The organism is Stenotrophomonas sp. CFBP8980, from assembly GCF_034046095.1.
Taxonomy (GTDB): domain Bacteria; phylum Pseudomonadota; class Gammaproteobacteria; order Xanthomonadales; family Xanthomonadaceae; genus Stenotrophomonas; species Stenotrophomonas lacuserhaii.
Map to the genome: position 1 here is coordinate 258,840 of NZ_JAXCXF010000005.1, position 25,804 is coordinate 284,643.

Annotated in this window: 26 protein-coding genes; 6 read left to right on the forward strand and 20 right to left on the reverse strand. The window is 66.7% G+C overall.

Annotation, left to right across the window (positions count from 1 at the left end; translation table 11 throughout):
- Positions 1 to 154: 154 nt before the first annotated feature.
- The 16 genes from SOM47_RS12875 to glyQ form a co-directional block, all read right to left on the reverse strand.
- A complete protein-coding gene (locus SOM47_RS12875; protein WP_042612022.1) occupies positions 155 to 688 on the reverse strand; it encodes a SycD/LcrH family type III secretion system chaperone in 534 nt (177 codons plus the stop codon).
- A 32-nt stretch (positions 689 to 720) separates the two neighbouring features.
- On the reverse strand, positions 721 to 1,803 hold the full coding sequence (locus SOM47_RS12880; RefSeq protein WP_042612023.1) for an EscU/YscU/HrcU family type III secretion system export apparatus switch protein: 1,083 nt from the start codon (positions 1,801 to 1,803) through the stop codon (positions 721 to 723).
- A complete protein-coding gene (gene sctT / locus SOM47_RS12885; protein WP_052811731.1) occupies positions 1,800 to 2,594 on the reverse strand; it encodes a type III secretion system export apparatus subunit SctT in 795 nt (264 codons plus the stop codon). The genes SOM47_RS12880 and sctT overlap by 4 nt, the downstream gene beginning before the upstream one ends.
- A gap of 5 nt (positions 2,595 to 2,599) precedes the next feature.
- Positions 2,600 to 2,857 carry a type III secretion system export apparatus subunit SctS gene (gene sctS, locus SOM47_RS12890; RefSeq protein ID WP_042612024.1) on the reverse strand — a complete coding sequence of 86 codons (258 nt, stop codon included), beginning with the start codon at positions 2,855 to 2,857 and terminating at the stop codon, positions 2,600 to 2,602.
- Between the two features lie 43 nt (positions 2,858 to 2,900).
- Positions 2,901 to 3,575 (reverse strand): EscR/YscR/HrcR family type III secretion system export apparatus protein, encoded by a 675-nt coding sequence (locus tag SOM47_RS12895; RefSeq protein ID WP_197974426.1) that lies wholly within the window; start codon positions 3,573 to 3,575, stop codon positions 2,901 to 2,903.
- The gene (locus tag SOM47_RS12900) at positions 3,572 to 4,504 is read right to left on the reverse strand and encodes a FliM/FliN family flagellar motor switch protein (RefSeq protein ID WP_192084979.1); all 933 of its coding nucleotides are present in this window, start codon (positions 4,502 to 4,504) and stop codon (positions 3,572 to 3,574) included. Before SOM47_RS12900 ends, SOM47_RS12895 begins: the two co-directional genes overlap by 4 nt.
- Entirely contained in the window at positions 4,501 to 5,625 is a 1,125-nt protein-coding gene (locus SOM47_RS12905; protein WP_042612026.1) for a hypothetical protein, read from the reverse strand. The genes SOM47_RS12900 and SOM47_RS12905 overlap by 4 nt, the downstream gene beginning before the upstream one ends.
- Positions 5,601 to 6,068 carry a hypothetical protein gene (locus tag SOM47_RS12910; RefSeq protein WP_042612027.1) on the reverse strand — a complete coding sequence of 156 codons (468 nt, stop codon included), beginning with the start codon at positions 6,066 to 6,068 and terminating at the stop codon, positions 5,601 to 5,603. The genes SOM47_RS12905 and SOM47_RS12910 overlap by 25 nt, the downstream gene beginning before the upstream one ends.
- A complete protein-coding gene (locus tag SOM47_RS12915; protein WP_042612028.1) occupies positions 6,052 to 7,344 on the reverse strand; it encodes a FliI/YscN family ATPase in 1,293 nt (430 codons plus the stop codon). The genes SOM47_RS12910 and SOM47_RS12915 overlap by 17 nt, the downstream gene beginning before the upstream one ends.
- Positions 7,341 to 7,724 (reverse strand): InvB/SpaK family type III secretion system chaperone, encoded by a 384-nt coding sequence (locus SOM47_RS12920; RefSeq protein ID WP_042612029.1) that lies wholly within the window; start codon positions 7,722 to 7,724, stop codon positions 7,341 to 7,343. The genes SOM47_RS12915 and SOM47_RS12920 overlap by 4 nt, the downstream gene beginning before the upstream one ends.
- Complete coding sequence (locus tag SOM47_RS12925) at positions 7,721 to 9,805, reverse strand: EscV/YscV/HrcV family type III secretion system export apparatus protein (protein ID WP_042612030.1); 2,085 nt, start codon at positions 9,803 to 9,805, stop codon at positions 7,721 to 7,723. The genes SOM47_RS12920 and SOM47_RS12925 overlap by 4 nt, the downstream gene beginning before the upstream one ends.
- Positions 9,805 to 10,929 carry a type III secretion system gatekeeper subunit SctW gene (sctW, locus tag SOM47_RS12930; protein WP_320505800.1) on the reverse strand — a complete coding sequence of 375 codons (1,125 nt, stop codon included), beginning with the start codon at positions 10,927 to 10,929 and terminating at the stop codon, positions 9,805 to 9,807. The genes SOM47_RS12925 and sctW overlap by 1 nt, the downstream gene beginning before the upstream one ends.
- A complete protein-coding gene (sctC, locus tag SOM47_RS12935; RefSeq protein WP_152620515.1) occupies positions 10,916 to 12,616 on the reverse strand; it encodes a type III secretion system outer membrane ring subunit SctC in 1,701 nt (566 codons plus the stop codon). Before sctC ends, sctW begins: the two co-directional genes overlap by 14 nt.
- Positions 12,617 to 12,621: 5 nt before the next feature.
- A complete protein-coding gene (locus SOM47_RS12940; RefSeq protein ID WP_161793537.1) occupies positions 12,622 to 13,380 on the reverse strand; it encodes a helix-turn-helix domain-containing protein in 759 nt (252 codons plus the stop codon).
- Between the two features lie 108 nt (positions 13,381 to 13,488).
- Positions 13,489 to 15,558 (reverse strand): glycine--tRNA ligase subunit beta, encoded by a 2,070-nt coding sequence (glyS, locus tag SOM47_RS12945; RefSeq protein WP_192084973.1) that lies wholly within the window; start codon positions 15,556 to 15,558, stop codon positions 13,489 to 13,491.
- A gap of 69 nt (positions 15,559 to 15,627) precedes the next feature.
- A complete protein-coding gene (glyQ, locus tag SOM47_RS12950) occupies positions 15,628 to 16,542 on the reverse strand; it encodes a glycine--tRNA ligase subunit alpha (RefSeq protein ID WP_042612032.1) in 915 nt (304 codons plus the stop codon).
- A 129-nt stretch (positions 16,543 to 16,671) separates the two neighbouring features.
- Here glyQ and SOM47_RS12955 point away from each other — a divergent pair, with 129 nt between their 5' ends.
- Genes SOM47_RS12955 through SOM47_RS12965 form a run of 3 tightly spaced genes read left to right on the forward strand, consistent with a single transcriptional unit; the run spans position 16,672 to position 20,170 of the window.
- Entirely contained in the window at positions 16,672 to 18,501 is a 1,830-nt protein-coding gene (locus SOM47_RS12955) for a GspE/PulE family protein (protein WP_320505801.1), read from the forward strand.
- Complete coding sequence (locus tag SOM47_RS12960) at positions 18,473 to 19,219, forward strand: glutamine amidotransferase (RefSeq protein ID WP_320505802.1); 747 nt, start codon at positions 18,473 to 18,475, stop codon at positions 19,217 to 19,219. The genes SOM47_RS12955 and SOM47_RS12960 overlap by 29 nt, the downstream gene beginning before the upstream one ends.
- Before the next feature lie 51 nt (positions 19,220 to 19,270).
- The gene (locus SOM47_RS12965; protein WP_192084970.1) at positions 19,271 to 20,170 is read left to right on the forward strand and encodes a BPSS1780 family membrane protein; all 900 of its coding nucleotides are present in this window, start codon (positions 19,271 to 19,273) and stop codon (positions 20,168 to 20,170) included.
- 82 nt (positions 20,171 to 20,252) lie between these two features.
- Here the strand turns inward: SOM47_RS12965 and tatC are convergent, their stop codons facing one another.
- From tatC to SOM47_RS12985, 4 genes are all read right to left on the reverse strand, one after another.
- The gene (tatC, locus tag SOM47_RS12970; protein WP_320505803.1) at positions 20,253 to 20,999 is read right to left on the reverse strand and encodes a twin-arginine translocase subunit TatC; all 747 of its coding nucleotides are present in this window, start codon (positions 20,997 to 20,999) and stop codon (positions 20,253 to 20,255) included.
- The gene (gene tatB, locus SOM47_RS12975; protein WP_320505804.1) at positions 20,996 to 21,481 is read right to left on the reverse strand and encodes a Sec-independent protein translocase protein TatB; all 486 of its coding nucleotides are present in this window, start codon (positions 21,479 to 21,481) and stop codon (positions 20,996 to 20,998) included. Before tatB ends, tatC begins: the two co-directional genes overlap by 4 nt.
- Before the next feature lie 15 nt (positions 21,482 to 21,496).
- The gene (gene tatA / locus SOM47_RS12980) at positions 21,497 to 21,727 is read right to left on the reverse strand and encodes a Sec-independent protein translocase subunit TatA (RefSeq protein WP_057507047.1); all 231 of its coding nucleotides are present in this window, start codon (positions 21,725 to 21,727) and stop codon (positions 21,497 to 21,499) included.
- Between the two features lie 79 nt (positions 21,728 to 21,806).
- Positions 21,807 to 22,694, reverse strand: coding sequence for a lipid-binding SYLF domain-containing protein (locus SOM47_RS12985; protein WP_320505805.1), 888 nt, complete (start codon positions 22,692 to 22,694; stop codon positions 21,807 to 21,809).
- Between the two features lie 162 nt (positions 22,695 to 22,856).
- On the opposite strand from SOM47_RS12985, the gene hemH reads away from it, so the two are divergent.
- The 3 genes from hemH (at position 22,857) to SOM47_RS13000 (ending at position 25,661) form a co-directional block, all read left to right on the forward strand.
- Positions 22,857 to 23,819, forward strand: coding sequence for a ferrochelatase (gene hemH, locus SOM47_RS12990; RefSeq protein WP_320505806.1), 963 nt, complete (start codon positions 22,857 to 22,859; stop codon positions 23,817 to 23,819).
- Positions 23,816 to 24,655, forward strand: coding sequence for an alpha/beta fold hydrolase (locus SOM47_RS12995; protein WP_320505807.1), 840 nt, complete (start codon positions 23,816 to 23,818; stop codon positions 24,653 to 24,655). The genes hemH and SOM47_RS12995 overlap by 4 nt, the downstream gene beginning before the upstream one ends.
- 82 nt (positions 24,656 to 24,737) lie before the next feature.
- Positions 24,738 to 25,661: a hypothetical protein gene (locus SOM47_RS13000; protein WP_320505808.1), complete on the forward strand. Its 924-nt coding sequence runs from the start codon at positions 24,738 to 24,740 to the stop codon at positions 25,659 to 25,661.
- Positions 25,662 to 25,804: the final 143 nt, after the last annotated feature.

Sequence of the window (25,804 nt, forward strand, 5' to 3'; positions counted from 1 at the left end):
GGTGGGGCGGGTCGGCGCCGCAGAAGCGCGGCAGCGGATGTCAGTGCGGCCAGTATCGCGAGCACCTGGCAGGGCAACTTTCAGTTTCCGTCCTTGCCCACCGGGTTCGCCCCATGCAGCCGCGGCCGATGCGTGATGGATGACAGAGGACGGCTCAGCCTTCCTGCCGCGGGGTCGCCCCGGCTTCAGGCGCTCCATCCGGCTGGCCTTTGACCGCCTGCAGATAGGCCTCGGCCCGACTGCCCAGCTCGCTTCCGGCCGCCCTGCCGGCAACCGCCTCGAAGCATTCGCGCGCCTTGCGCAGCCGACCCAGCGCAAGATGGCACTGGCCGACATGGAACATTGCGCGGTCGTCGGTCACGTCCAGTGCCTGGGCGACGGCGTACATGCCGATGGCTTTCTCATACTCGCGCTTGAGGTGCAGCACCGCGCCCATGCCCAATGCATAGTCCGCATTGTAGAAGTCGTACAGGCACAGGAAGCGGAAGAAGGCCTCGGCTTCCTCCAGCTGGCCGTTCTGGTAGTAGCGATGTGCGACCGCATACACCCCTTCCAGGGTATCCCGGCTGACGCCTTTGAGGTCGGACAGGGTAGCGCCTTCCCGCAGCCCCTCCAGGATCAACCGGGCTACCTCTCCATGGTCGTCGGCGGTCACGGGGGGGCGGGTCGGATCGTCATCGATAGTCATGTGGTGCTCCAGTTGTGGGTTGGTTGAAGGAGTCAGTGCGGGGGCTCGGCAGGCGTTGCATCACCGTCCTCCGGCGGCTTGCCGGCGCGTTCCACGTCGCGCAGCCAGCGCACGACGGCCATGACCGCATCAATGTTGCGATCGTTGACGAAGCGGTAGCGCCGCGTACTGGAATAGATGGCCCGCGCCAGCTTGATGTCGCGCACCACCGGCACGCCGTGGGCTTCGGCCAGCGCAATGACCTTGCGCGCGCGCGCGCCGCGCTCGCGTACCGAAACGAAGGGCATCGGCATGTCATCGTCCATCAGGAAGATGCCGACCGCGATATGGGTCGGGTTGGCCAGCACCACCGTTGAACCGCGGGTGTCCGCCTGGACCTGCGCGGAGAGCTCGTCGCTGATCTGTTGGCGACGCTGTTTTACTTCCGGCTTTATTTCGTTTTCCTTGTGCTCGCGCTTGACTTCATGCTTTTCCATCTTCATTTCGCGGATGAAGAGCACGTGGTCCAGCCAGGCGGTAAACAGATAGACCGGCGCCAAGGCCACCAACAAGCCCAGGGCGAACCTCAACGCCACGTGCTGCCATAGCGCAGCGAGCTGCGCGTCGGTGGCGTGGATCTGACTGAACAGCTGCGGGCCCCACAGCGCGATGGCCCACCACGCGAACAACGCGCAGCACACGATGTAGAGCACGGTACGCAGCAGGTCCTTCACCACGCGCACGGAGAACAGGTTCTTGAACCCGTTGATCGGGTTCAGCTTGTTCAGATCGAAGCGGATCGCCTCGCTCGCGATCATTCCCCCGCTCATCCACAGCGAACACAGCACTACGCTGGCCACACACGCCAGGAACACCGGGGCCAGCGCCAGCAGAAGCGCCTTCAGCGCGCCCAGCGCTGCCGCCGCGGGGGTGATGGAGAAGCCACCGCGCACAATATCCATGTACAGATGCGCTACCGGCATCAGCGAGCCCAGCAGTACGATCGCCGGCAGCCCCGCCCACAGAACGGCAGCGGCCACCAGGTCGCGGCTGTTGAACGACTTCCCCTTCCGGGATTCCTTCTTCAGGCGCTGAGGGGTCGGTTTTTCGGTTTTCTCGCTGGCGCCGGAACTCATCCGCCCACTCCGGGAAGGAGGGCGCGCAGCACCGGATACTGCCGCCACAGCGCAGGCACTTGTTCGGTCATGGCCAGCATCAGGTAGACGACCATCGCCGCGAATGCCAGGACCGATTTCACCGCCAGCGACACCGAGAACGCGTTGAGCTGCTGGGCGAACCGGGACACCACGCCCAGCAGGATTTCCACCAGCAGCAACAGCAGCAGCACCGGGGCCGCCATGCGTATCGCCGAGGAAAGCACGATATCCACGAAGCTGTGGATACTGGACGACTCCGGCAGGAATCCCGTGCCCATCGGCAGCAGTGCGTAGCTGCCCTGGATGGCTTCCAGCAGCGGCACCAGCCCACCGGCCACGAGGAATACGACCGCACTCATCATCTGAAGCAGGTTGGCCATTTCCGTCGCTTCCACGCCCGTAAGCGGATCAAGCATCGCGCCGACGCCTGCGCCGCGCTGGGTATCGATCATCGAGCCGAGCGCGTGGAAGACGTGGTAGGGCAAGGCGAGCATCAGCCCCAGGACGGTGCCGGCCACGGCCTCGCGCAACGCCGCCATCGCCAGCGCCGTCATGTCCGCTGGCCGTTCCACGGTTTCGGTAACCGGCCACAGCCCGATCAGCACCACCAGGGACAGCACGACGCGCATCATGCGCGAATGAATCGCGCCGCTGGAGAGGTAAGGCAGCCAGGCAAAGCAGGCCAGCAATCGGGCCATGCCAAGCGTGGCAGGCACTGCGTACTCACCGAGCGATTCGATCAGCACAGTGTTCAGTGCGGTGAGGCCCATCTGCGCTATACGCCCAGCGCGCGGGTGAAGACCAGGATGCCGAAGTCGATCAACATGCGCGACATCCAGCCCAGCAGGACCAGCACGGTCAACACGACCGCCAGCATCTTCGCACCGAAGGGGAGGGTCTGCTCCTGCAGCTGGGTGACGGTCTGGAACAGGCCGATGAGCAGCCCGACCACGGTCGCCACGGCGACCGGCCCGGCCGACAGCAGCAGCACCAGCATCAGCGTCTTGTTACCGATGGTGATCAGTTCGTTCATCCGTGGCTGCCTGGGTGGCCGGCACGTGGCTGCTGCGCCCGCCTCATGCCGGCACATCCATGTACTGCATCACCAGCCCCTGCGAGAGCAGGCTCCAGCCGTCCAGCACCACGAACAGGATCAGCTTGATCGGGGCGGAGATGGTGACGGGACTCATCATCATCATGCCCAGCGCGAGCAGGATGCTGGACACGATGAGATCGACCACGATGAAGGGCAGGTACAGATAGAAGCCCATAAGGAAGGCATCCTTCAGTTCGCTCAACGCATAGGCCGGCAGCAGCGCGAACAGCGAGCGGTCTTCCGCGGCGGTGTCTGCCGCAGGCACGTCGGTGCCGTCGGTCACCTGGGCGCGTTCGAAGAACCGCAGCAGTTCCGGGTCGGCGTGGCGGGCCAGGTAGGCGCGGTACTCGCCCAGGCTGTTGTCGAGGAAATCCGCGGTTTCCTGCACCGTCGTCAGCGGGTGCCCGAGCTCCTGGTAGGCGGCCTGCACCGAGGTGACGATGGGATGCATGACGTAGAACGCCAGGATCAGCGACAACGCGTTGATGACCATGTTGGAGGGGACCTGCTGCAGGCCGAGCGCGTTGCGGATCAGGGTGAAGACCACACTGAACTTGATGTAGCACGTACCCACCGCGACCAGGAACGGCAGCAGGGACGCGGCCGCAAGGATCGCGATCAACGACACATCGTTGTTGATCTGCACGACGCTCATGCCCTTCCCGGCACCTGCGCCAGCTTCACCCCCAGGCGGTCACCCACCTGCACCAGCTCGCCCACCGCAAGCCGCCGTCCGTTGTGGACGAGTTCGACGCGCTGGCTGGCGCGTTCCGGCAACGCGACAACGCTCCCCGCCTCCAGCGCGGCCAGCTCGCCCAGGCTCATGTCGAGGCGGCACAAGATCACATCAAGGGTCAGCGGCAATGTGTCCAGGCCGCGCGCTTCGGACGCGGAGAGTTCGGCAGGCAGGCCGGAGGCTGTCGCGGCGGGATCAGGAGTGAGGGGCAGATGCATGGTGGTCACGATCAGTGAGTCCGGATGGAGGTGGAAATCGAACAACGGGTAGCGGCCCTGCCACGCCCGCATTACGGAAACGGACAGCAGGACGATGTCGCCCCCACGCAGGCGGCGCAGACGCTGCAGGCTCATGCAGGCGTGGCCCACCTGCAGGCGGACCGGCAGCGGCAGCCCGGCGGGTAGTCCCGGCCCACCCGGAGCAGGGGGCAACGGGGCGGTTCGTGATTCGATCCACACCTCGCCTTCTGCGGCGGCCACGGCGGCCAGCGCCGGAGCGTCGGCGGGCGGTGTCGTGGGGGGTAATGCCCGGGCGTGGCCGTAATCCAGCACGGCGTCGGCGAACTGCAGGGGGCGATCTACCGCAGTCAGGCCTGCCAGCACGGTCGGATCCATCGATGACCAGTCCAGGCCGACAAGGCCGGGCAGGTGCACGGCTGCCCACGCATTGGCGTCCACGCAGCAGACCATCGCGCCATCGGCGGTGCCCAGCTCGAACCGCAGGCAGGTTACCGGTGGTGGCGTGCTGGCCACGGCGTGTACGCCACTGCGGCGGAGACAACGCAGCAGGGTCAGGACGCGGAGCTGTTGAGGATCGACCTCGGCCAGCAGCGGCAAGCGCGGACTCATTCTTCGTCCTCGGGCAGGTGGCGGGCGGCCCTGCGTTCAGCGGTGCCGTCTTCCGGTGCATCTGCTGCGATGACCTGCAGGTGGCCCAAGGTCATCCCTTCATCGGCGGCCAGTGCGGCGCCGAGCGCCCGCTGCGCGTTCTCGCTGCTGCCGCGCAGGAACACCGGCGCTGCCGGCAGACTGCCCGATGCGCCGGGGAGCCAGCTTGCAGTGGCCTGGTGGCCCGGCCCCCAGCTGCTGAACGGCACGCTGACCGTCACCATGCGTTGCGCCGGGGCGGGCGGCAGATCGGCCCCCGGTGCATCGGTCCGCGCTGCGACAGGCGGTTGGCTTCCCGGGCGCGTGCCCGCGGCGTTGAGGGCCGCGTGCGGCTGCGGCCGGTTCGCGGCGGTCGCCGCTCCCGCATGTCCAGCAAGCTGCGGTATCAGCGCGCCCTGCTCGCGGTTGTGGCGGGCCCTCCGTCCTGCGCTCACGACGAGTGGAGGATCGTCGCCCTGGGGCAATGACGGTTCCCCGGTCGGCAACGCGTCTGCCGCGGCCACGGAGTGGCCGCCGTCGCGGACGTGCGCCGCGTTCGGGGCGGGCGCGGGAGGATCAGCAGGCTGGTCCTGGCGGGGTGGGCCCGCGATGCGGGCGGGGTCCGATGCGGGCAGCGGGTGCGCGGCGTCCGCTTTGTGATCGCCCGCGGCCGCGACGATGCCCGCGCCATGCGGCGATGCGACCCGCGCGGTCTGCCGGGGTGGCGACCGCACCGGGACGGGATCGCCCACGGGCGCGTCGGCCGCATCGGACCGGGCATGCACGCCGGTGCTGCGGAGGAATGCCGGGTTCGCCGCGCCGCGGCCCACGCCCGGCCTCGGATCCTGCGGCGCTGCGGGGTGAAGCGGGGCCGTGGCGAACGGATTGCCATCCAGTGTGGTCGGTAGCGCCTGCGACTGCCCAGGTTCGGATTCCGGCTCGGGATCGACGGGCATATCCGGCGGCCCCAGCTCCTCCGTCCTGTCCGGCCGGGGCGGGCGGGGGTCCTGCTGTGCGCGTCGCAGCAGCGGCACCACCGGGGTGACCGGAGCAGCAGGCTCGGCAGCGTGCACGGGGTTCAGCGCGATGGGCGGCGACGACATGAGATTTCATCCAGCTGTTGGGTATGGAGGCGCAGTTCGCGAAGCCGGCTGGCCTGCCGCCGGTAGTGGGCATGCCAGTGCTCGATCTTCTTCTGCTTGCGGTATTGCACTGCGGCGCGCTGGCGCTGGCCGGCTTCCTCGGCATCGCAACGCGCGGCATCGGTCTCGAGGTCGGTGGCCGCATGCCCGCTTTCCAGCGCATGCGCGCGGGCGACGGCGAGCACCCGCAGGCGGTCGAACAGGGCGCTGCGGCTGAGGCCGGATTCCGGCTGCAGGATCGCGCGGTGCAATGCCTGTTCGGCGGCGTTGCGCAGCGCATCGGCCTCTTCGCGCCGCGCGCTCGCCGCGGCGTGCTGCGCCTGTGCCGACAGCAGCGAGAGCTGCCGTTGCGCCTTCTTCAGCTGGACCAGCCGCGGGCCCCGGGCGTCAACGCGAAAGTCCATGCAAGGCCTCCAGCGTGTGCGGAAGCTCGGCCCGTTCGTGCTGCCCTTGGCGCAGGAAGGCCATCAGTGCCGCTTCACTCGCTATTGCTTTGTCATAGGCCGCGCTGACCCCGGGCGTGTATTCGCCGAGGTCACGCATCAGCTGCAGGTCCTCAAGCGTGCCCAACAGACCGCGTATGCGCGCCGCCGCCTGCTGGTGCGCCGCATTGGTCAGGGAGCCGAAAAGGCGGCTTCCGCTGCGCAGCACATCCAGGGCGGGCAGGTGGCCGCGCCCGGCCAGCTTGCTGCTGAGGTAGAGGTGTCCATCCAGCAGCGACTTCACCTCTTCGCCGATGGGATCAGCGTCCTGCTCGTCTTCCAGCAGGACGGTATAGAAGGCGGTGATGCAACCGGAGTCAGTACGCCCACTGCGTTCCAGCAGGCGGGGAAGTGCTTCGAACACAGACGCGGGAAATCCACGGCGAGCGGGAGGCTCGCCGGCGCCCAGCGCCAGTTCGCGCAACGCACGCGCGTAACGGGTCACCGAATCCATTACCAGCAGCACGCGCCGGCCCTGGTCGCGGAAGTACTCGGCGATGGTGGTGGCGATCAACGGCGCCTGGCTGCGTAGTGCAGGTGCGGTGTCCGAGGTTGCCTGCACGATTACGGTGCGTCCGGCGCGTTCGGAATGGCGGAAGCGCTCCACCAGCGAAGCGACTTCCCGGCCACGCTCGCCCACCAGCGCGATAACGCTGACATCGACGTCGGCATTGTCCAGCAGCATTTCAGCGAGCGTGGTCTTGCCCGCGCCGGCCCCGGCGAAGATGCCGACGCGCTGGCCTTCGCCACAGGTCAGCAGACCGTCCACCGCGCGTATCCCCGTGCACAGTGGCGACTCGATCGCGCGACGCTGGTGATACTCCACGCCGCGTCCATCGGTGCGCCTCATCTCGGTATGCGAGACGATCGCGGGCGCGAGACGTTCCACTTCATTGCCCTGTCCATCGATCACGCTGCCCAGCAGCCCCTCGGATATGGCCACCAGGGGGCCATGGCCAGTGGGCAGGACCAGGCACTGCGATGAAAGACCGGTACTGTCCCGAAGCAGTCCGATCGATGCCAGGCCATGCTCCACTGCGACGACCGTGCCGGACCCGGCAGGCGTGTCATCGTGCGAGGCGGCCTGCAGCCGGCACACATCGCCGATGGCCACGTGGGGCAGCGGCGCCCGCATCATCGAACCGATGATGGTCGTCGGGTGCGCGGCAGGCCGCCAGAGAGACCGTGGGTACGTCATCGAATGGCCTGCATCCGGGCCAGGCACTGATGGAAATCCTGCAGCGCCTCGGCCAACCGCGAGGGATCGCGCGCGTATTCGGATTGCAGCATGCCGCCGACGCGGCCGTCCTCACGCAGCACCATGGCCCCGGCATCCCAATGGGCGACGGGCCGGATGACCTCGCCCAGCAGCGGCTCGGCCAGCACGCTGCGCGCCTGTTCACCGATTTCTTCAATCGAGCCCCACAGCCAGACCTGTTCGCCATCGCGTGGGTCGAGGTAGATATCCCCCACATCGTCGAATGACATGACGATCGTCGAATGGTCATCGAACTCGTAGTCGCTGGAGTTGGCACCGAGTTGTTCGAGTGCCTGGCAGAGTGTTTCTTTGAGGGTCATAGTGATTTCACGACATCAAGGGAGATGGCATCGGATATCTCCGAGAACGAGAGAACCGCGAGACCGGGCAGCTTGTTCTCGACGAACCGTTTGACGAACCGGCGCACGTCCGGCGCGACCAGCAGCACCGCTTCCGGGCGGCTGGCCAGCAGCGGCTCCATGACGATGACGAGGCGGTCGAGCAGCTGCTCCGCCTGTGTCGGGTCAAGATTCAGGAAGGCCGCGCCCTGGCTCTGGCGTATGCCCGAACGGACCAGGTGTTCGGTATCCGGCGCCAGCAGGACCGCCGCGATGCGATCATTCCGCGCGTGCTGGGAAGAGATATAGCGCGCCAAACCGGTGCGCACGTGCTCCACCAGCAGGATGACGTCCTTCTCACGCTGGCCCCACTGCGCCAACGTTTCCAGGATGATCTTCATGTTGCGGATGGAGACGCCCTCACGCTGCAGGCGCTGCAGCACTTCGGCGACGCGCTGTACGGGAATGTGGCGGTGGACTTCCTTGAGCAACTCGGGGAACCGTTTTTCGGTTTCGTCCAGCAGGTACTTGGTTTCCTGGATACCGAACAGTTCGCCGATGTTGCGCATCAGTGCATCGTGTACCAGCTGGTGCAGTTCTTCCTCATCGCTGCGGGTGCCCATGCCCATCGCCTGCAGCTGTTCCTGCATGCTGGCGGGCATCCAGCACCGCGTTGGTGCGCCGTTGTCGCCGGGCAGCGCGATGGCACCGTCAAGCATCGCAAGCTCATCGCTGTCGGCGAGCACGCGGACGTGGTCGAGGACGATCTCCGTGCTGGCAGCGGGGATCTCATTGATCATCACCATGATCCGGTGCGCGCCGGCTTCGTGCTTGCGCAGCAGCATGGGCGGCAGCTGCATGCCCGCACGCAGGTGCAGTTCCGCGCGAAGCTGGCGCTCCAGCCCGGCCGCGTGCCATTTGGCATGGTGCGCCGGCGGTACCAGCAGCAGCAGCGGGACTGTCTCGTTGACCTGCTTGCCATCGTGGGTCAGCTGTCCCTGCCCGCCCGATGCGTCCGGCTTGCCGCTGTGCCCGATTGCCTGCGCGATGCCGCTGCCGCTGCGCTGTGATTCAGCGCCATCGGCGCGCAGCCGCCACGCTGCCAGCGCGAACAGGCCGGCCGCCAGCACGAAGAACACCGGCAAGGGGAATCCAGGCAGCAGGCCCAGGAGCAGGACAAGCGTGCCGGCGATGAACAGCACTTTCTGGCTGCTGAAAAGCTCCTTGATGATGCTCGAACCCAGGTTGCCTTCATCGCCCCCTACGCGGGTCACGATGAAACCGGCACTGATGCAGATGAGCAGCGCCGGAATCTGCGCGACCAGACCATCACCGATGGTGAGCAGCGTGAACACGCTCAACGCCTGCTGGAAGCCCATTCCGTGCTGCAGCATACCGACGGCGATGCCGCCGAACAGGTTGACGAACACGATCACGATGCCTGCGATGGCGTCGCCCTTGACGAACTTCATCGCGCCGTCGTACGAGCCGTATAGCTGGCTCTCCTTCTCCACTTCGCGGCGGCGCAGCTTGGCGCCGGCCGCATCGATGGATTCGGCGCGCAGGTCCGCGTCGATGCCCATCTGTTTGCCTGGCATGCCGTCCAGTGAGAAGCGCGCCACCACCTCACCGATCCGCTCGGAGCCCTTGGTGATGACAATGAACTGCACGATGGTGACGATCGCGAAGATGACGAAACCGACGACCAGATTGTCTGCAACCACGAACTCGCCGAATGCGGCCACGATATGCCCCGCATCGGCGTCCACCAGGATCAGCCGGCTGGTGCTGACCGACAGCGCCAGCCGCATCAGCGTGGTGAACAGCAGCACCGATGGGAACGTGGAGAAGTTCAGGATGCGTTCGACGTAGAACGAACTGAGGAAAATGACGATCGCAATCAGCAGGTTGACGGCGATCAGCAGGTCGACCAGGAAGGTCGGCAGCGGCACGATCAGCATGCCGATGATGACCGCCATCAGCACGACCAAAGCCAGTTCCGGACGCAGCAACGTACGCGCCACCTGACCCAGCCCGCCGGCGGCGGGTGCATTGGCGGACATCAGACCGCCACCCAGCGGCCTGCAGCCGCTTGCTGCTGTTCCTGCCTCAACGCGGCTTCGAGCAAGCCCTCGACCTCGTCCAGCGCGCGGACATGTTGCCCGGGATCGCTCCACAGGCCATGCGGCACCGCCTTCAGGAAGCGCCGCATGTTGGCGGCGAAGCGGGATTTTTCCTTGGTCTGCAGGGCACATGCCACCTGCCCGAACACGCCGTCGAACAGCTCCTGCAGCCCTCCCCCCCGCCGGATCATCGCGAACAGGGCCGACAGCAGCGCCGATTGGGTGACGCCGATGCGGATCATCACGGAGGCTTCCCAACAGCACGCCAGCAGCAGGTAATCGGCCGAACGCAGCATGGTGAGCTGCCGCACGCGCTGCAGCAGGTAGCCGAACTCCAGGCGGCTGCAGGAGGGGTCGAGCGCATACATGTCCGCCCCCATGGCATGTTCGATGAAGTCGACCACCCGGGTGCGGGATTCGAAGCCGTACAGGGCGATCCATTCTTCATAGCTGGTCAGCGGTTCGCCGTCGCCGAGGAAATCGCGGTAGGTCTGTCGGAGCTGGGCAGGTGTCGCGTCCAGCAGCCTGGAATGCAGGCGCGCCTTCAACGCGACGTTGAGGCCCGCGCGCACTGCCTTGCCGCTGCTGCCGCCGAGAAACTCCTGTTCCAGTTCGTCAAGGATCTCTGCGAGCTCCTCCAGCTCCGCCCCGGAGCGCAGTGCACGCAACGCGGCCACTGCATCGCTGGGATCGGCGAACAGCGCGCCGAGCAGGTTCCGCAGCTGCTCCACGTCGGCAGGCGGAAACTGCTGCAGCTGCAGGCGCAGGGCGGACAGCTTTTCCGGGCCTTTCGGGTCGAGCACCTGTTCCAGCCAGGCATGGGCGTTGAAGGGAGACTCGTCGGCATCCCGCGAGCGGTTGCGGCGCAGGCTCGATACCAGAGCGGAAAGGTCGTCACTCATGGTCAGCGCCTGGTTCAACAAGCCCTGCTGCGAATTCGTCCGCCGCATGGCGGAGGTCGAGGATGCAGGCTCGTCTTCGGGCACGGGCTGGGCAACCGGTGCGGTGCGAGGGCGCTGGACCGGCACGGAAAGCCGTGCGGCGGCTACGTCAATGTGTGCCATTCAACGCCTCCCGCACGCTTTCGCGGACGCGCTGGAAATGTTCCGGCATGGGCAGCTGAAGGTCTTTCATACGGTTGAAGCCTGCGCCAGGCAGCAGATCCGCCGGCGTGCGTACGCGGGGCTGGATGAGGAAGACACGCACCAGTTCCTGTCGACGGTTGCTACGGTGGCGAAAGGCATGGCCCAGCCACGGGATGCGCCCCAGCCCGGGAATGGCCGCACGGTTGCGTGCCTGTTCGTGGCGGGTGTAACCGCCCACCAGCAGGCTGAGCTGATGCGGCACGCGGGCGACGGTATCGATGGTGGTGCGGTTGATCACCGGCAACCCTTCCACTTCACTGCCGCTGTCGGTTCCATCTTCGATCTTCAGCTGCATCTCCACTTCTTCGTCGGCGGAGACGCGTGGCAGCACGCTGATCATCGTGCCGTAGGTCACCGCTTCAAGTGACGCCGCGCGCTCTGCCTGCAGCCGCGCATAGAAGGTGCTGTTGCTGTCGAAATGGGCCAGCACGTTTTCCTGGGTAAGCAGCACCGGGCGCGATACCACGCTGGCGTGGCCGCGCTCGGACAGCGCAGTGACCGAGGCCAGGAAGCGCTCACCATCCAGGGTGGAGGTGGAGCCGTTGAAGCCCACGCCGAGGCGGCCACTGATGCCCACCTGACCGCTCCATTTCACCCCCAGGCCGTCCAGCTGCTTCTTCTGCACATCGATGATCCACAACGACAGTTCGACCTGCTTGCGCGGCAGATCAAGCTCCGCCACCAGCTGTTTCACTTTCTGGATGCCCGACAGCGTGCCTCGCACGATCAGGCTGTTGGTTTCGGGGTAGGCCACCACGACCGTACGCGTGGAGGCTTCCGAGGCAGCCGGTATACCGCTTTCACGGCGTGCCAGCGGCTGGCCCTGCCGCGCCGCAACGGCACTCTCCTGGCTGGGATCTTCCGCGCTGGCCTCGTTCGGCGGCCTGCGCACGATGATGTCACTGACGCCTGAGTCCGCAAGCACACTGGCCAGTGTTTCCGCCATGCCGGGCAGGGTGGTTTCCCAGGACCGCATGCCATAGCGCCGGCCCTGCGCGAAGCTATTGCGCAGGGCGATGACCTCCACGTGCTCGGCGCGTGCATCGGCGCCGCGGTACAGTTCATCCAGGTAGCGGGCCGCATTCAGCACGATGTCGACATAGACCGGCGATCCGGACACGTAGAAGGTTCCCGCACCGCTGCCCCCCCGCAGCGCATGCCGCGGATCGGCAAGGCGCGTGCGGCGCAGGAAGTCTTCCAGCACCGCGATCGAGGCATGCTGCATGTGGCCGATGGCATTGCGGGTTTCACTGGCGTCATGCACGTAAAGCGTCTGGCCGTCGCTGTACCAGATCAGTCCGACATCGCGGGCGACCTGGTCGAGTACCGCCTGCGGTTCACGCAGCGAAAAGCTGCCCTGGACACGCTTCTTCTGCGCTTTGGTGCTGACGATGACCGGCAGTTTCATCTGCGCGGCCACCGACTGCAGCAGCAGCGATACCCCGTCGCCACGGGATACGAAGGTGGCGTCGGCGGACAGTTCGCCGCGATGGCGGATCGCGGTGTTTTCAAGCGGCACATCGTCGCCGCCCGCCTCTTGGGCATGCGACGGTGCGGGAAAGGTGCCGGCCAGCAGCACGACGAACAGACAGACGGTGTAGCGCACGGTTTTCACAGTGAATGGACTGATTGATAGATGGAACTGGGCGACCTGCCGAGCAGCGATTTGATTTCACTGCAGAAGTGCGAAGGCGAGGAAAAGCCGAAATCCGACGACAGCCGGGTGAAGGTCGCTCCGGTTTCGGCATAGCGATGCAGCACCCGCCCTGCGCGCAGCAGGCGCAGCTGTTCCTTCAGCGAGCGGCCGAAGGCGCGCCGGCCGATGCGGCGGAACTGGGCGACGGACAGGCCGTAGCGATCAGCAAGCTTCTGGACGCCCTGGTCCGGACTTTCCAGCACGAACCGCACCAGCTGGTAGACCTCACGCCGTGCCCAGCGCGCGGCCACGGCCTGGAAGGCCGGTGTGTCATCCAGCAGCTCGTTCATCAGCCAGTGCTGCGGTGCGTTCGGGTGATCGAGCGCGCCGGTGACCGGCAGCAGCGCCGCCGTGCGGCGATCGCCTTCCACGCTGCGCTGCAGGCCTTTGGCGTGATCGTGGAACGCAAGCAGGCGCGGCATGCTGTCCGGCACCGCCAGCACCCGGACATGGCGTCCCAGCAGTTTCAGCTGGCGCTCGCCGCCTGCCAGCAGGCGGACGCCACCGGGTTCGATCGTGAAGCGGGAGTTGCCGTCGTAGTCGCGTGCCGCGCCCAGGTCGACCTCCGCCACGTGGTGGTCGGCGACCAGAAACACCGATTCCGTGCGGGGAACCACGCACGACAGGGTGGTCGGATGCGCCGTCGGCGACTGGGGAAGAGGGGTGTACGACATGACGCACATGGTGTTGCGTCATGCCGCAGAGGGCTATGAGCCGAATTGCGCTTTTGCCTGCGGGTCGCTCAACGGGGCGGCAGGCGGCCGGCCCCGACTCCCCGGGTGTTACATCTGTGCCAGCGAGGCCACCGCGTCGAAGCGGTCGGACAGCCGCTTCAGCAGCGCAAGCCGGTTAGCGCGCACGGCCGGATCCTCGTCGTTGACCATCACCTGGTCGAAGAACGCGTCCACCTGCGGCCGCAGGCGCGCCAGCCGTTCCAGCACACTGACGTAGTCTTTCTGATGCAGGCTGGCGCCGGTATCGTCGATGGCCGCGGCAACGGCTTCGGCGAGCGCGCGCTCGGCCTCTTCCCGCAGCAGCGACGGGTCGATCTGGCCCGGGATGGCGATGTCGGCCTTGCGCAGGATGTTGCCGATGCGCTTGTTCGCCGCCGCCAGTGCCGGCGCTTCCGGCAAGGCTGCAAACGTGCGGATTGCGTCAATACGTCGGTCGAAGTCATACAGCGATGCGGGCTTCAGTTCGGCCACCGCGTTGAACTGCGACGCCGGAACGCCCTTGTCGGCGTAATAGCCGCGCAGGCGTTCGATGATGAAGTCGTACAGTTCGGCCACGTCGGCCTGCACGTTGCGCGGTGCGAGCGCCGTGTTGGCCTGCGCCAGCAGCGCGCGCAGGTCCAGTTCGAAGCCGCTTTCGATGACCGTACGCGCCAGGCCCAGCGCGTTGCGGCGCAGCGCGAAGGGATCCTTGTTGCCGGTCGGCTTGAGGCCTGCGGCAAAGCCACCGGCGAGGGTGTCCAGGCGCTCGGCGATCGCCAGCACCTTGCCCAGCGACGACAGCGCGATATCGTCACCGCCGAAACGCGGCTGGTAGGACTCGTCGATGGCCAGCGCGACCTCCGGCGACTCGCCCCCGGTCAGCGCGTAATGGCGGCCGGCGATACCCTGCAGTTCGGGGAATTCATTGACCATGCGCGACTGCAGGTCGTTCTTGGCCAGCTGCGCGGCACGCCGCGCCAGCACAGGATCGGCACCGACCTGCGGGGCGATGGCATCGGCCAGCGCGACCACGCGAGCGACCTTGTCGGCCACGCTGCCCAGCTTGGCCTGGTAGGTCACGGTCTTCAGGCCATCGCCCATCGACTCCAGCCCCTGCTTGAGGTCTTCGTCGAAGAAGAACTTGGCATCAGCGAAGCGCGGACGGATCACCCGCTCGTAGCCCTTGGCGACTTCCGCCACATCCCTGGATTCGATGTTGGCGATGCCGATGAATTTCTCGGTCAGCTTGCCGCCGTCATCCAGCACCGGGAAGAATTTCTGGTTGATCTCCATCGTCTCGATCAGCGCTTCCTGCGGTACCGCCAGGAAGGCGCGTTCGAAGCTGCACAGCACCGCCGACGGCCACTCCACCAGGTTGACCACCTGGCCGAGGTTGTCCTCGGTGATGCGCGCACTGCCACCCGCTTCCGCAGCGGCGGCCTGCACCTGCGCTGCGATGCGTTCGCGGCGTTCCTGCGGATCGACCAGCACGAACGCCGAACGCAGCGATTCGATGTAGTCCTGCGGTTGGGTCAGCCACACGGTCTTGTCGTGGTGGAAACGGTGACCACGGCTCATGCGGTCGGCCTTCAGGCCGAACAGCTCGGCATCGACGATGTCCGGGCCATGCAGCAGCACCAGCCAATGCACCGGACGGGCGAAGCCCCACGCATGGTCACCCCAGCGCATCGGCTTGGGGATCGGCATGCCGGCGATGGCTTCGCGCAGCACCTCCGGCAGCAGGTCGGCGGTGCGCGCACCCGGCTTCACCGCACGGTGCACGAAGCGCTCGCCCTTGGCGTCACTGGTTTTTTCCAGCGCGCTCCAGTCGATCCCGGCCTTGGCCGCGAAGCCCTGCAGCGCCTTGGTCGGCTGGCCGTCGGCATCCAGTGCGATGTTCAGGTACGGGCCCAGCACTTCGCTGTGCTGTTCGGGCTGTTCGGTGCCCACGCCCGGCAACAGCACAGCAAGGCGGCGTGGCGTGGACAGCGGGCGCGCATCGCCCAGGTCCAGTTCGACGCCGCGCTTGCGCAGGCCCTCGACGATGCCGTCGAAGAACGCCTGGGACAGGCCCGGCAGCGCCTTGACCGGCAGCTCTTCGGTGCCCAGTTCGATCAGCAGGGGAGACAGGTGGCTCATCGGTTCAATCCAGTTGGGGGCGCAGCGCGCGAGGCGGCCGGCGCCCGGTGGTTCGGGAAGGTGCGGGACTCAGGCCTGCGCTTTGGCACCGGGGAAGCCCAGCTTCTCGCGCTGTTCGTAGTACGCCTGGGCCACGCCCTGGGCCAGCGCGCGCACGCGCAGGATGTAACGCTGGCGCTCGGTCACGCTGATCGCACGGCGCGCATCGAGCAGGTTGAAGGCGTGGCTGGCCTTGGTCACCTGCTCATACGCCGGCAGCGGCAGTCCCAGTTCGACCAGCTTCTTCGCTTCGCGTTCGCACGCGTCGAAGCGGTGGAACATCTCTTCCACGTCGGCGTGTTCGAAGTTGTAGGTGCTCTGCTCCACTTCGTTCTGGTGGTAGACATCGCCGTAGGTCACCGGGGTGCCGTCCGGACCGTAGGTCCACACCAGGTCGTAGACGTTGTCGCAGTTCTGCAGGTACATGCACAGGCGTTCGAGACCATAGGTGATCTCGCCCAGCACCGGCCGGCACTCCAGGCCACCGGCCTGCTGGAAGTAGGTGAACTGGGTCACTTCCATGCCGTTGAGCCAGACTTCCCAGCCCAGGCCCCAGGCGCCGAGGGTCGGCGATTCCCAGTTGTCTTCGACAAAGCGCAGGTCATGCACCAGCGGATCGATGCCCAGCGCCTTGAGCGAATCCAGGTACAGCTGCTGGATGTTGTCCGGCGCCGGCTTCATCGCTACCTGGTACTGGTAGTAGCGCTGCAGGCGGTTCGGGTTCTCGCCATAGCGGCCATCGGTGGGGCGCCGCGAAGGCTGCACGTAGGCGGCATTCCAGGTCTCCGGGCCGATCGCGCGCAGGAAGGTCGCCGGGTGGAACGTGCCGGCGCCCACTTCCAGGTCGAGCGGCTGGATCAGCACGCAGCCCTGCTGCGCCCAGAACTGGTTCAGGGTCTGGATCAGGCCCTGGAAGGTGATCGGAACGGTCGGGGTCGCTGACATGCGGTCGTTTCTTGGCCGGGCGGAGGGGTGCGCTAGTATAACGAGCGACCACCGCCGGGCGCTGGACGTGATCCGGACCACGCGGCGGCGGCGTTCAACGCACCATGTGGCAACCAAGGACACAGGACGATGGAGCAGCACCCGATGGCGTCGTCCCCGCATCCGGCAGCGGTGTTGCCGCCCGGCCGGCTGCTGTTCGAACAGGTCGCCACCGCGCTGGTGGCCGACGGCCTGGTCGCCGACAGCGACCTGGAGCGCGTGCGCTTTTCCGCCCAGGGCGCGAAGAACGCCAGCGAAGTGCATCCGCTGGTGCTGCTGGCCAACCTGAAACTGGCCGCCAGCGGCGGCGGCGAGCTGGGGCTGGAGCGGCTCACCGACTGGCTGGCCAAGCGCACCGGCACCCGCTACCTGCGCATCGACCCGACCCGGGTGGACGTAGCCAGCGTGACCGCGCTGGTGTCCCACGCTTATGCGCGCCGGCATCGCTTCCTGCCGCTGGCGGTAACCAGTGAACGCGTGCTGGTGGCCACCAGCGAACCGCTGGCGCAGGAGTGGCGGCGCGACCTGCAGCACCTGACCCGGCGCACGATCGAACTGGCCCTGGTCAACCCGCTGGACCTGCACCGCTACACCATGGAGTTCTACGGGGTCACCCGTTCGGTGCGTGGCGCCCGCGGCGATGCCCGTTCGGAAACCAGCAGCACCCTGCCCAGCTTCGAGCAGCTGGTCGAGCTGGGCCGCGCCGGCGACGTCAATGCCGACGACCAGCACATCGTGCACATCGTCGACTGGCTGCTGCAGTACGCCTACGAGCAGCGTGCCTCCGACATCCACCTGGAGCCGCGGCGCGACATGGGCCGCATGCGTTTCCGCATCGATGGCGTGCTGCACAAGGTGTTCGAAGTGCCGCCAGCGGTGATGACCGCCGTGGTCAGCCGGATCAAGGTGCTCGGCCGGATGGACCTGGGCGAACGCCGGCGCCCGCAGGACGGCCGGATCAAGACCCGCTCGCCCGGTGGCCGCGAAGTGGAAATGCGTATTTCCACCATGCCCACCGCGTTCGGTGAGAAGTGCGTGATGCGCATTTTCGACCCCGACGCGGCGTTCAAGAGCATCGACCAGCTGGGCTTCAGCGCGCAGGAAGCGGCCGGCTGGAACACGCTGGTCGAACAGCCACACGGCATCGTGCTGGTCACCGGCCCGACTGGATCGGGCAAGACCACCACGCTGTATTCCACGCTGAAACGGCTGGCCACGCCGGACGTGAACGTGTGCACGGTGGAAGACCCGATCGAAATGATCGCGCCGGAATTCAACCAGATGCAGGTGCAGACCAACATCGACCTGGATTTCGCCAGCGGCGTGCGCACCCTGCTGCGGCAGGATCCGGACATCATCATGATCGGCGAGATCCGCGACCTGGAAACCGCGCAGATGGCGGTGCAGGCTTCGCTTACCGGCCATCTGGTGTTGTCCACCCTGCACACCAACGATGCGCCCTCGGCGATCACCCGCCTGCTCGACCTCGGCGTGCCGCATTACCTGCTGGCCTCCACCCTGAACGGCATCCTGGCCCAGCGCCTGGTGCGCACCCTGTGCACGCACTGCAAGGTGCCGCACGTGCTGGAAGCGGCCGATTGGGCGGTGTTGGCTGATGGCCAGATGGCATATCCAGATGCCGCCACGCCGTACCGGCCGGTCGGCTGCCTGGAGTGCCGGCGCACCGGGTTCATGGGACGGATCGGGCTGTATGAGCTGCTGCCGTTGGGCTCGCGGCTGCGCGGGCGGATCCGCGCGGACATGGATCTGGGCGCGTTTTCGCGTGAAGCACGCGGTGCAGGACTGCGCACCCTGCGCCAGGCAGGGCTTGAAAAGGTGGCCCTTGGGCTGACTACAATCGAAGAAGTCCTGTCAGTCGTGCCCCCTGCCGATGAACCGCCTTCCCTTCCTGATCGTTGAAACCGGCCGACCGCTTGCCTCGCTGCGGCGCTACGGCCGTTTTCCGCACTGGATCCGGGTCGCGGCGGGGCTGGAAGAACAGGAAACCGTGGTGGTCGATGCCGAACACGGCGACCCCCTGCCGGACGTGCGCGGCTATGCCGGCGTGCTGGTGACCGGCTCGGCGGCCTATGTCACCGACCGTGCCGACTGGAGCGAACGCAGCGCCGCCTGGCTGCGCGAGGCGGTGCACGGCGGCAGCCCGGTGTTCGGCATCTGCTACGGCCACCAGCTGCTGGCGCACGCGCTGGGCGGGCAGGTGGACTACAACCCGGCCGGCCGCGAATCCGGCACGATCGAGTTGTCGCTGGATCCTGCTGCCCATCAAGACCCATTGTTCAGCGGTTTGCCCTCGCGTTTCCCGGCCCACGCCACGCACATGCAGACGGTGCTGCGCGCACCGGAAGGTGCCTCGGTGCTGGCCCGTTCCACGCTGGATGGCTGCCATGCCTTCCGCTGGGGTGACCGCGCCTGGGGGGTGCAGTTCCATCCGGAATTCGCCACCCACCACATGCGCGGCTACGTGCGCGCGCGTGCCCAGTGCATCCGCCAGCACGGCGGCTGCGCACGCAGCATCGAGCGTGCCATCACCGCCGCCCCGCTGGCCCGGCAACTGCTACGCCGTTTCGTGCGCCAGGCCCGCCACGCTTCAGGTCACGGCGCCATAAAACAGGGATAATCACCGGATGCGGGGCCTGCGCCCCGCCCCTCCCCTGTTCTTCGGATTGGTATGAGCGAGATGCGCAAGCTACCGGCTTCGGCTGGTGCGGAATGGCTGGTGTCCGGGTTCACCCTGCTGCGCAAGGCGCCGCTGGGCCTGGGCATCCTCGGCATGATCTGGGCGTTGGCAGCGCTGCTGGTGACGGCATTGGCGACGATGGTGCCCGTGCTCGCGCTGCCCGCGCAGTTGGTGATGGCATTGGCCGGCCCGCTGATCTTCGGCGGCCTGGTCTGGGCCGTGCGCGAGGTCGACCACGGTCGGCCGGCACAGCCGGCGCACCTGTTGCAGGGCCTGCACGACGGCCGCGCGCCGCACCTTCTGGTCTCGCTGCTGCCGCAGCTGGTGGCCGGCCTGGTACTGGGCATTCTGTTGCTGCTGCTGATCGGCAGCTCCGGCCTGGGCCAGCTCAGCGAAGTGATGACCAAGCTCAATGAGTTGAGCCAGTCCGGTGCGCAGCCGAGCCCGGCGGAGATGGAAGCGCTGGCCGCCAGCCTGCCCGCCGGCCGCATCCTGCTGTGGCTGCTGTGCGTGCTGGTGGTGTTCATCGCGGTGGCGCTGGCGCTGTTCACGCTGTCCCCGCAGGTGATGTTCGAACAGCGCAACGGGCTGCAGGCGCTGCGCCTGAGCCTGCGCGCCTGCGTGCACAACCTGCTGCCGATGGGGGTGTTCTTCCTGCTCGCTTTCGTGGCGGTGTTCGCCGTCTACTTCCTGGTGATGATCGTGGCGATGGTGGCCCAGCTGGTGGGCGGGGCGATGCTGGCCCTGTTCGCCGCGCAGCTGCTGCTGATGGGCGTGATCATGCCGGTGTTCGCCGGCGCGGTGTACAGCGCCTGGAAGCAGATGTTCGGCGAGGTCGGTGAACCGCCGGCACTGCCGGACAGCGGACCGTCGAACGTGTTCCACGCCTGAGGCTTTGCGTGCCGCTGCCGCTGCCGCTGCGCTCGCCGAGCATGGCTCGGCGCTACCGGCGATGCGCCCGGTGTGGCCCCGGTCAGGGCTCGGTCTGGCCGGCGCGGGAGGGCACAAGCCACTTCGAGGCATGGATGCCCAGCTCGTAGAGCAGGCACATCGGGATGGCCAGCATCAGCTGTGACACCACGTCCGGCGGCGTCAGCACCGCGGCCAGCACGAAGATGCCGACCACCGCATAGCCGCGTCCTTCCTTGAACTGCTGCGGCGTGACCCAACCGAGCAGCGTCAGGATGACCATCGCCACCGGCAGCTCGAAGCTGCCGCCGAAGGCGAAGAAGATCGCCAGAACGAAATCCAGATAGGCATTCGCATCCGGCGTGATCGCAATAACATCCGGCCGGAACGTGGTCAGGAAGTGGAAGACCGCCGGCAGCACCAGGAAATACGCGAACGCGCAGCCGATGTAGAACAGCAGCACGGACGAGCCGAGGATCGGCACTGCCAGTCGTTTTTCGCGTGCGTACAGGCCGGGCGCGACGAAGGCCCACAGCTGGTACAGCAACCATGGCATCGCCACGAACAGGGCGAGGAAGAAGGTCAGCTTCAGCGGCGCGAAGAAGGCACCGGCCGGGTTGATCGCGATCATCGACTGCCCATTGGGCAGCTGCGAGATCAGCGGTTCGGCGACGAGCGTGTAGAGGGTGCGCGAGAAAGGCAGCAGGCCCAGCAGTACGACACCCAGGCCCAGCAGTGCGCGTACCAGCCGTGCGCGGAGTTCGACCAGATGCTCCACCAGCGAACTTTCACCGAACTCGTGCTCGCTCATGGGCTGTTCTCCTTCGCATTGGCAGGCGCAGGCGCATCGGCCGGCGGCTCCGCCGTTGCAGGTGCCGGACTCGAACCGGGCAGCACGGCCGGTGCGGATGATGGCCGATCCAATGCGGTGGTTTCCGGCGTGGGGGGCACCTCGCCCATCGACGCGGTAGCGCGTGGCGTGCCGCGCACTTCATCGGCGATCACCCGACCCTGGTCATCCACATCCTGCATCTGCCGGCGTGCGGCTTCGCCGCTGGCACGCAGTTCGCTCTCGGTGTCCTGCATCGACTGGCGCACGTCCTGCATCTGCCGCTTGATGTCCTCGGCCTGCAGCTCGCGTTCCAGTTCCTGCTTCACCGAATCCCACTGGTTGCGCGCACGGCGCACCCACAGGCCGGCAAAGCGCGCCGCCTTCGGCAGTCGTTCCGGGCCAAGTACCACCAGTGCCACGATCGCAACGACCAGCAGCTCACTGAAGCCGATATCAAACACCGCTACCCCTCCGGATCAACGCGGGTCGCGGTCGCGCTCGTCCTGCACCGTGCTGCTGCGCGAGGCATCGTTGCGCGATTCATCACCGAGCTGTGCACCCGGCTTGTCTTCGTCACGCATGCCTTTCTTGAATTCCTTCACGGCCGAGCCGAGGTCCTTGGCGCCGCTGGTGAGCCGCTTGGTGCCGAACACCAGCAGGACCACGGCCAGCACGATCAACCAGTGCCAGATGCTGAAACTGCCCATAAAGACGCTCGCAAATATTTTCAGGGATCAGGACCCCGAGCATAGCGCACCGGCAGGGGGCCGGCGCGCATGCTGGAAGTCAGTTGCCGTCCAGGGACTCGGTACGGATCTCGCCTTCGGTGACCGGCTGGAAGCCCTGTTGCGGCGGCGGCGCGGCAGGTACGTTCTGCAGTGGCACGGTGGTCGCTTCGGCGGCCGGCGGCGGAGCCACCTGCGGTGCCGGAGCGGCAGCCGCCGCACGCGGGGCAGGCGCCGGGCCACCGGAGCCACGGTTGTTGCGGGCGGCGTAGGTGGCCTCTTCAAGGCGGTCACGGAAGGCCACCACATCCATCGACGGGGCACCTGCGGCACGCCCTTCAAAGATCATGCGCGGCGTGGTGCCGCTGCCGTAGGCATCCAGATTGGCGGCATCATCGATCTGCAGCACGGCACCGTCCAGGGCGACACCGGCGAACAGGCCGCGTGCACGCGACCACGACCAGATTTCCGCCTTCAGCTGGCCATCCGTTGCGGCGGCCGCATTGCGCCCCACCGGACCTGCGGCCACGCCGGCGTCCGCGCCAAGCGTGAACTTGCCATTGACCAGGTTGTCCAGGCTGCGTTCGTTGCGGAACACCAGCACCACGTCGGAGGACTGCACACCGGCCTGGAAGCCGATGCTGCCACCGGTGAGCTTCATGAACACCGGATTGGACCAGCTGCCATCGGGCATCTTCACCGACATCAGGCCATGCCCGCGGCGCCCGCCGATGACCAGCCCGGCCTTGATGGTGTCGGGAATGACGACGACGGCATGGCCTTCATCGAGCAGCTTGTCCGGGATCCCCTGCTCGGGAATTTCCTGGATTTCGGCCAGCACGCGTACCGCGTTGCGCGCACGCTGGTCTTCCTGGGGGCCGGCCAGCGCGGCCTGGCTGGACAACATCAAGCCAGCGGTGATCAACAGGGTAAGGCGAAGGCGACGCATGACGGACTCCGTATCAGTTCACCAAGAAGATATAGCAAGCAGCTGAAAGTAGGGCTGTTTAGATGAATCAGCAATGAGTTGTCCGGCTATTCATTCACTCTTTCGATCCACCTCATTGATCGATCTCATCCCGCCATCGGACGCGATCAGCGACAATGGCACATGCTCAACGCACCCGAATCCGCTGTGCTGGCGGTAAACCTAGGCACGCCTGAAGCCCCGACTGCCCCGGCAGTGCGGCGCTATCTGGCTGAATTCCTTTCCGATCCGCGCGTCGTCGCGATCCCGGCGCTGTTCTGGAAGCCGCTGCTGTACGGCGTCATCCTGCCGCTGCGCAGCGGGCGTTCGGCGGAAAAATACGCGCAGGTGTGGCTGCCCGGGGGCTCGCCGCTGATGGTGCACACGCGCAATCTGGCCGAGGCCATGCAGCGACTGATGCCCGGCCGTCGGGTCCGCCACGCGATGCGCTACGGGGTACCCGCGCTGGGCAACGAGCTGGATGCCGCCAAGGATGCCGGCGTCCGACGCATCGCGGTGCTGCCGCTGTATCCCCAGTATTCAACCACCACCACGGCGTCGGTCGAGGATCTGGTGGAGCGCTGGCGCCGCAGGAATCCCGATGTGCAGGTGGAGCTGATCCGCGACTATCCGGTGCATCCGGCATGGGTCGATGCGGTTGCCGGGTCGATCCGTCGCTGGTGGGAACGCAATGGCCGGGGGGAGAAACTGATGTTCTCCTTCCATGGGATACCGCAGCGGGTCGCCGATGCCGGGGACCCCTATCCGCGGCAGTGCGAAGCGAGTGCGGCGGCCATCGCTGCGGCGCTGGGCCTGTCCGCCGACGAATGGCAGATGGGCTACCAGTCGCGGTTCGGCCGCGAGAAGTGGCTGCAGCCCTATGCCGAACCCAGCCTGTGGGCGCTGGCCGAGCGCGGCGTCAAGCAGATCGACGTGGTCTGCCCTGGGTTCGCAACCGACTGCCTGGAAACCCTGGAAGAGGTCGCGTTGGGCTTCACCCACACCCTGGCCGAGCGCGGCGCGCAGATGCGCTACATTCCCTGTCTGAATGATGATCCTGCGCACGCAGGCGCCCTGGCGCAGTTGGCGGAGGACGCGCTGAAGTGACGCCGCAGGCGTTTTCGCTGCAACTGGGCGGCCAGACCGTCAGTGGACTGCGGCGGCCAGGGACGGGGCGTCGGGTACTGGCGCTGCATGGCTGGCTGGACAACGCCGCCAGCTTCGTGCCGCTGCTCGCGCATCTGCCGGAGCTGGACATCGTCATGCTGGACCTGCCCGGGCATGGCTTCAGCAGCCACCTGCCGGCAGGTGCCGGTTACACCACGCCGGCAGCCATCTGCCATGTGCTGGATGTGGCCGACGCGCTGGGATGGGAACGCTTCACGCTGTTGGGCCACTCCATGGGGGCCGGCATCGCCAGCCTGACGGCCGCCGTTTCTGATCGCGTGGAGCGGCTGGTGGCGATCGAAGCCCTCGGCGGCCTGCGAGGCCCGGAATCGGAGACCGCGCAGCGCCTGCACGACCACGTAACCGCCAGCCGCACCACCAACGACCGGCCGCTGAGGGTGTTCCCTACACTGGCCGCACCGATCCGCGCCAGGATGATGGCCAACCAGCTGAGCGAAGCCAACGCCCGCCTGCTGGTGGAGCGCGGGGTATGCGACGTGCCGGGGGGTTACCGCTGGCGCACCGACCGGCGGCTGATGCTGCCAACCGCGATACGGCTCACCGAGGGCCAGATCGACAACCTGCTGCAGGCCATCGCCTGCCCCGTGCAGGTGATCTATGCCAGCCCCGCGCAGGCGTATTACCCGGAACCCCAGCGCAGCGAGCGGCTCAAGCACCTGCGCGATGGCCGCTTGGCCGTGCTGCCTGGCACGCACCACGTGCACATGGAACGGCCGGCCGAGGTTGCCGAGCTCATCGTGCGGTTCTGTGCCTGAGCGTTTTCTGACAGATGTGCGTGTGGCTCCAGTGGTCTCATGGGAGGAACGATGAAGTGATTTCGTCAACCTTGGAGGCACCATGCCGCAGACCACTCCGGCCATCACCGACACCTCGTCCGTGCTGAGCAGCCGGCGCATCGCCCCGATAGAACCCGCAGCGTCGCCCGCACAGCCCCCACGCGGCCGGTTGGCTGCACCTTGCCGCGTCGGAAACGAAGCCATGCCTCACGCCTGGGCGCCCAATGCGGGGTCTGCACGTGCCACCGCGCTGCAATCACCGCAGAGCCGCACCGGATGTCGCCGGATACTGCCCTCAACGCTGGTCTGGGCACAGTCGGCACCCCAGCCTTTGATCGGCACGGGCCGCCCTACGGTCATCCAGCACGCATCGGCGCTGCCGATTGACGTCGTTGGCCTCGACAGCGACGGGCCACAGCCGGTCATCAGCCCGCCACGCAGCGAAGCGCTGACTGCTTATGAGCGACAGACCTTTGAGCATTGCGCCGTACAACTGCGTTCTGGCTGGAGCAACTTACAGGATGATCTGATTGCCCACGGCGTATCGGAACTTGATCCCAGTTGGCCTCATGCGTCACGCCAGATCTTCGAAATGTCGGCACGCCAGCTGTTGCTGGACCAGCCGCCTTCGGAGCTGGGCAAGCAGCCGGTATTTGCCGGGTTCCTCGATAAGCCGGGTTGCCTGCGGTCACTGCTGCCTGCCACGCTGCGATGGCTGGAGGCACACGTCGAGGTGCTGGAGCGAGGCGACATTGAACGCATGGGCACGAGCCGGATAACCAGCAGCAAGCATCTCTACCTGAGTGAGATGACCACGCTGTTGGAGGGGCGCTTTGAACAGGCGCTGGAAGATCCAACGCTGCTGAAGATCTTCAATGCATTACACGTCGGAGACACGGCGCTGGCGGAGCTGGAAGCGTTGCACCGTGCATCGACACTGCAGTGGACAGCGTGGCTGCAAGGGACGCCAGCACCCAACCGGTAGCGCCGAGCCACGCCCGGCGAGCGCAGCGGCAGGTTTCCAGGCATGAAAAAAACCCCGCTGCGTGAGCAGCGGGGTTTTTGGGTATAAACCCTGGCGATGACCTACTCTCGCATGGCTTGAGCCACACTACCATCGGCGCAGCT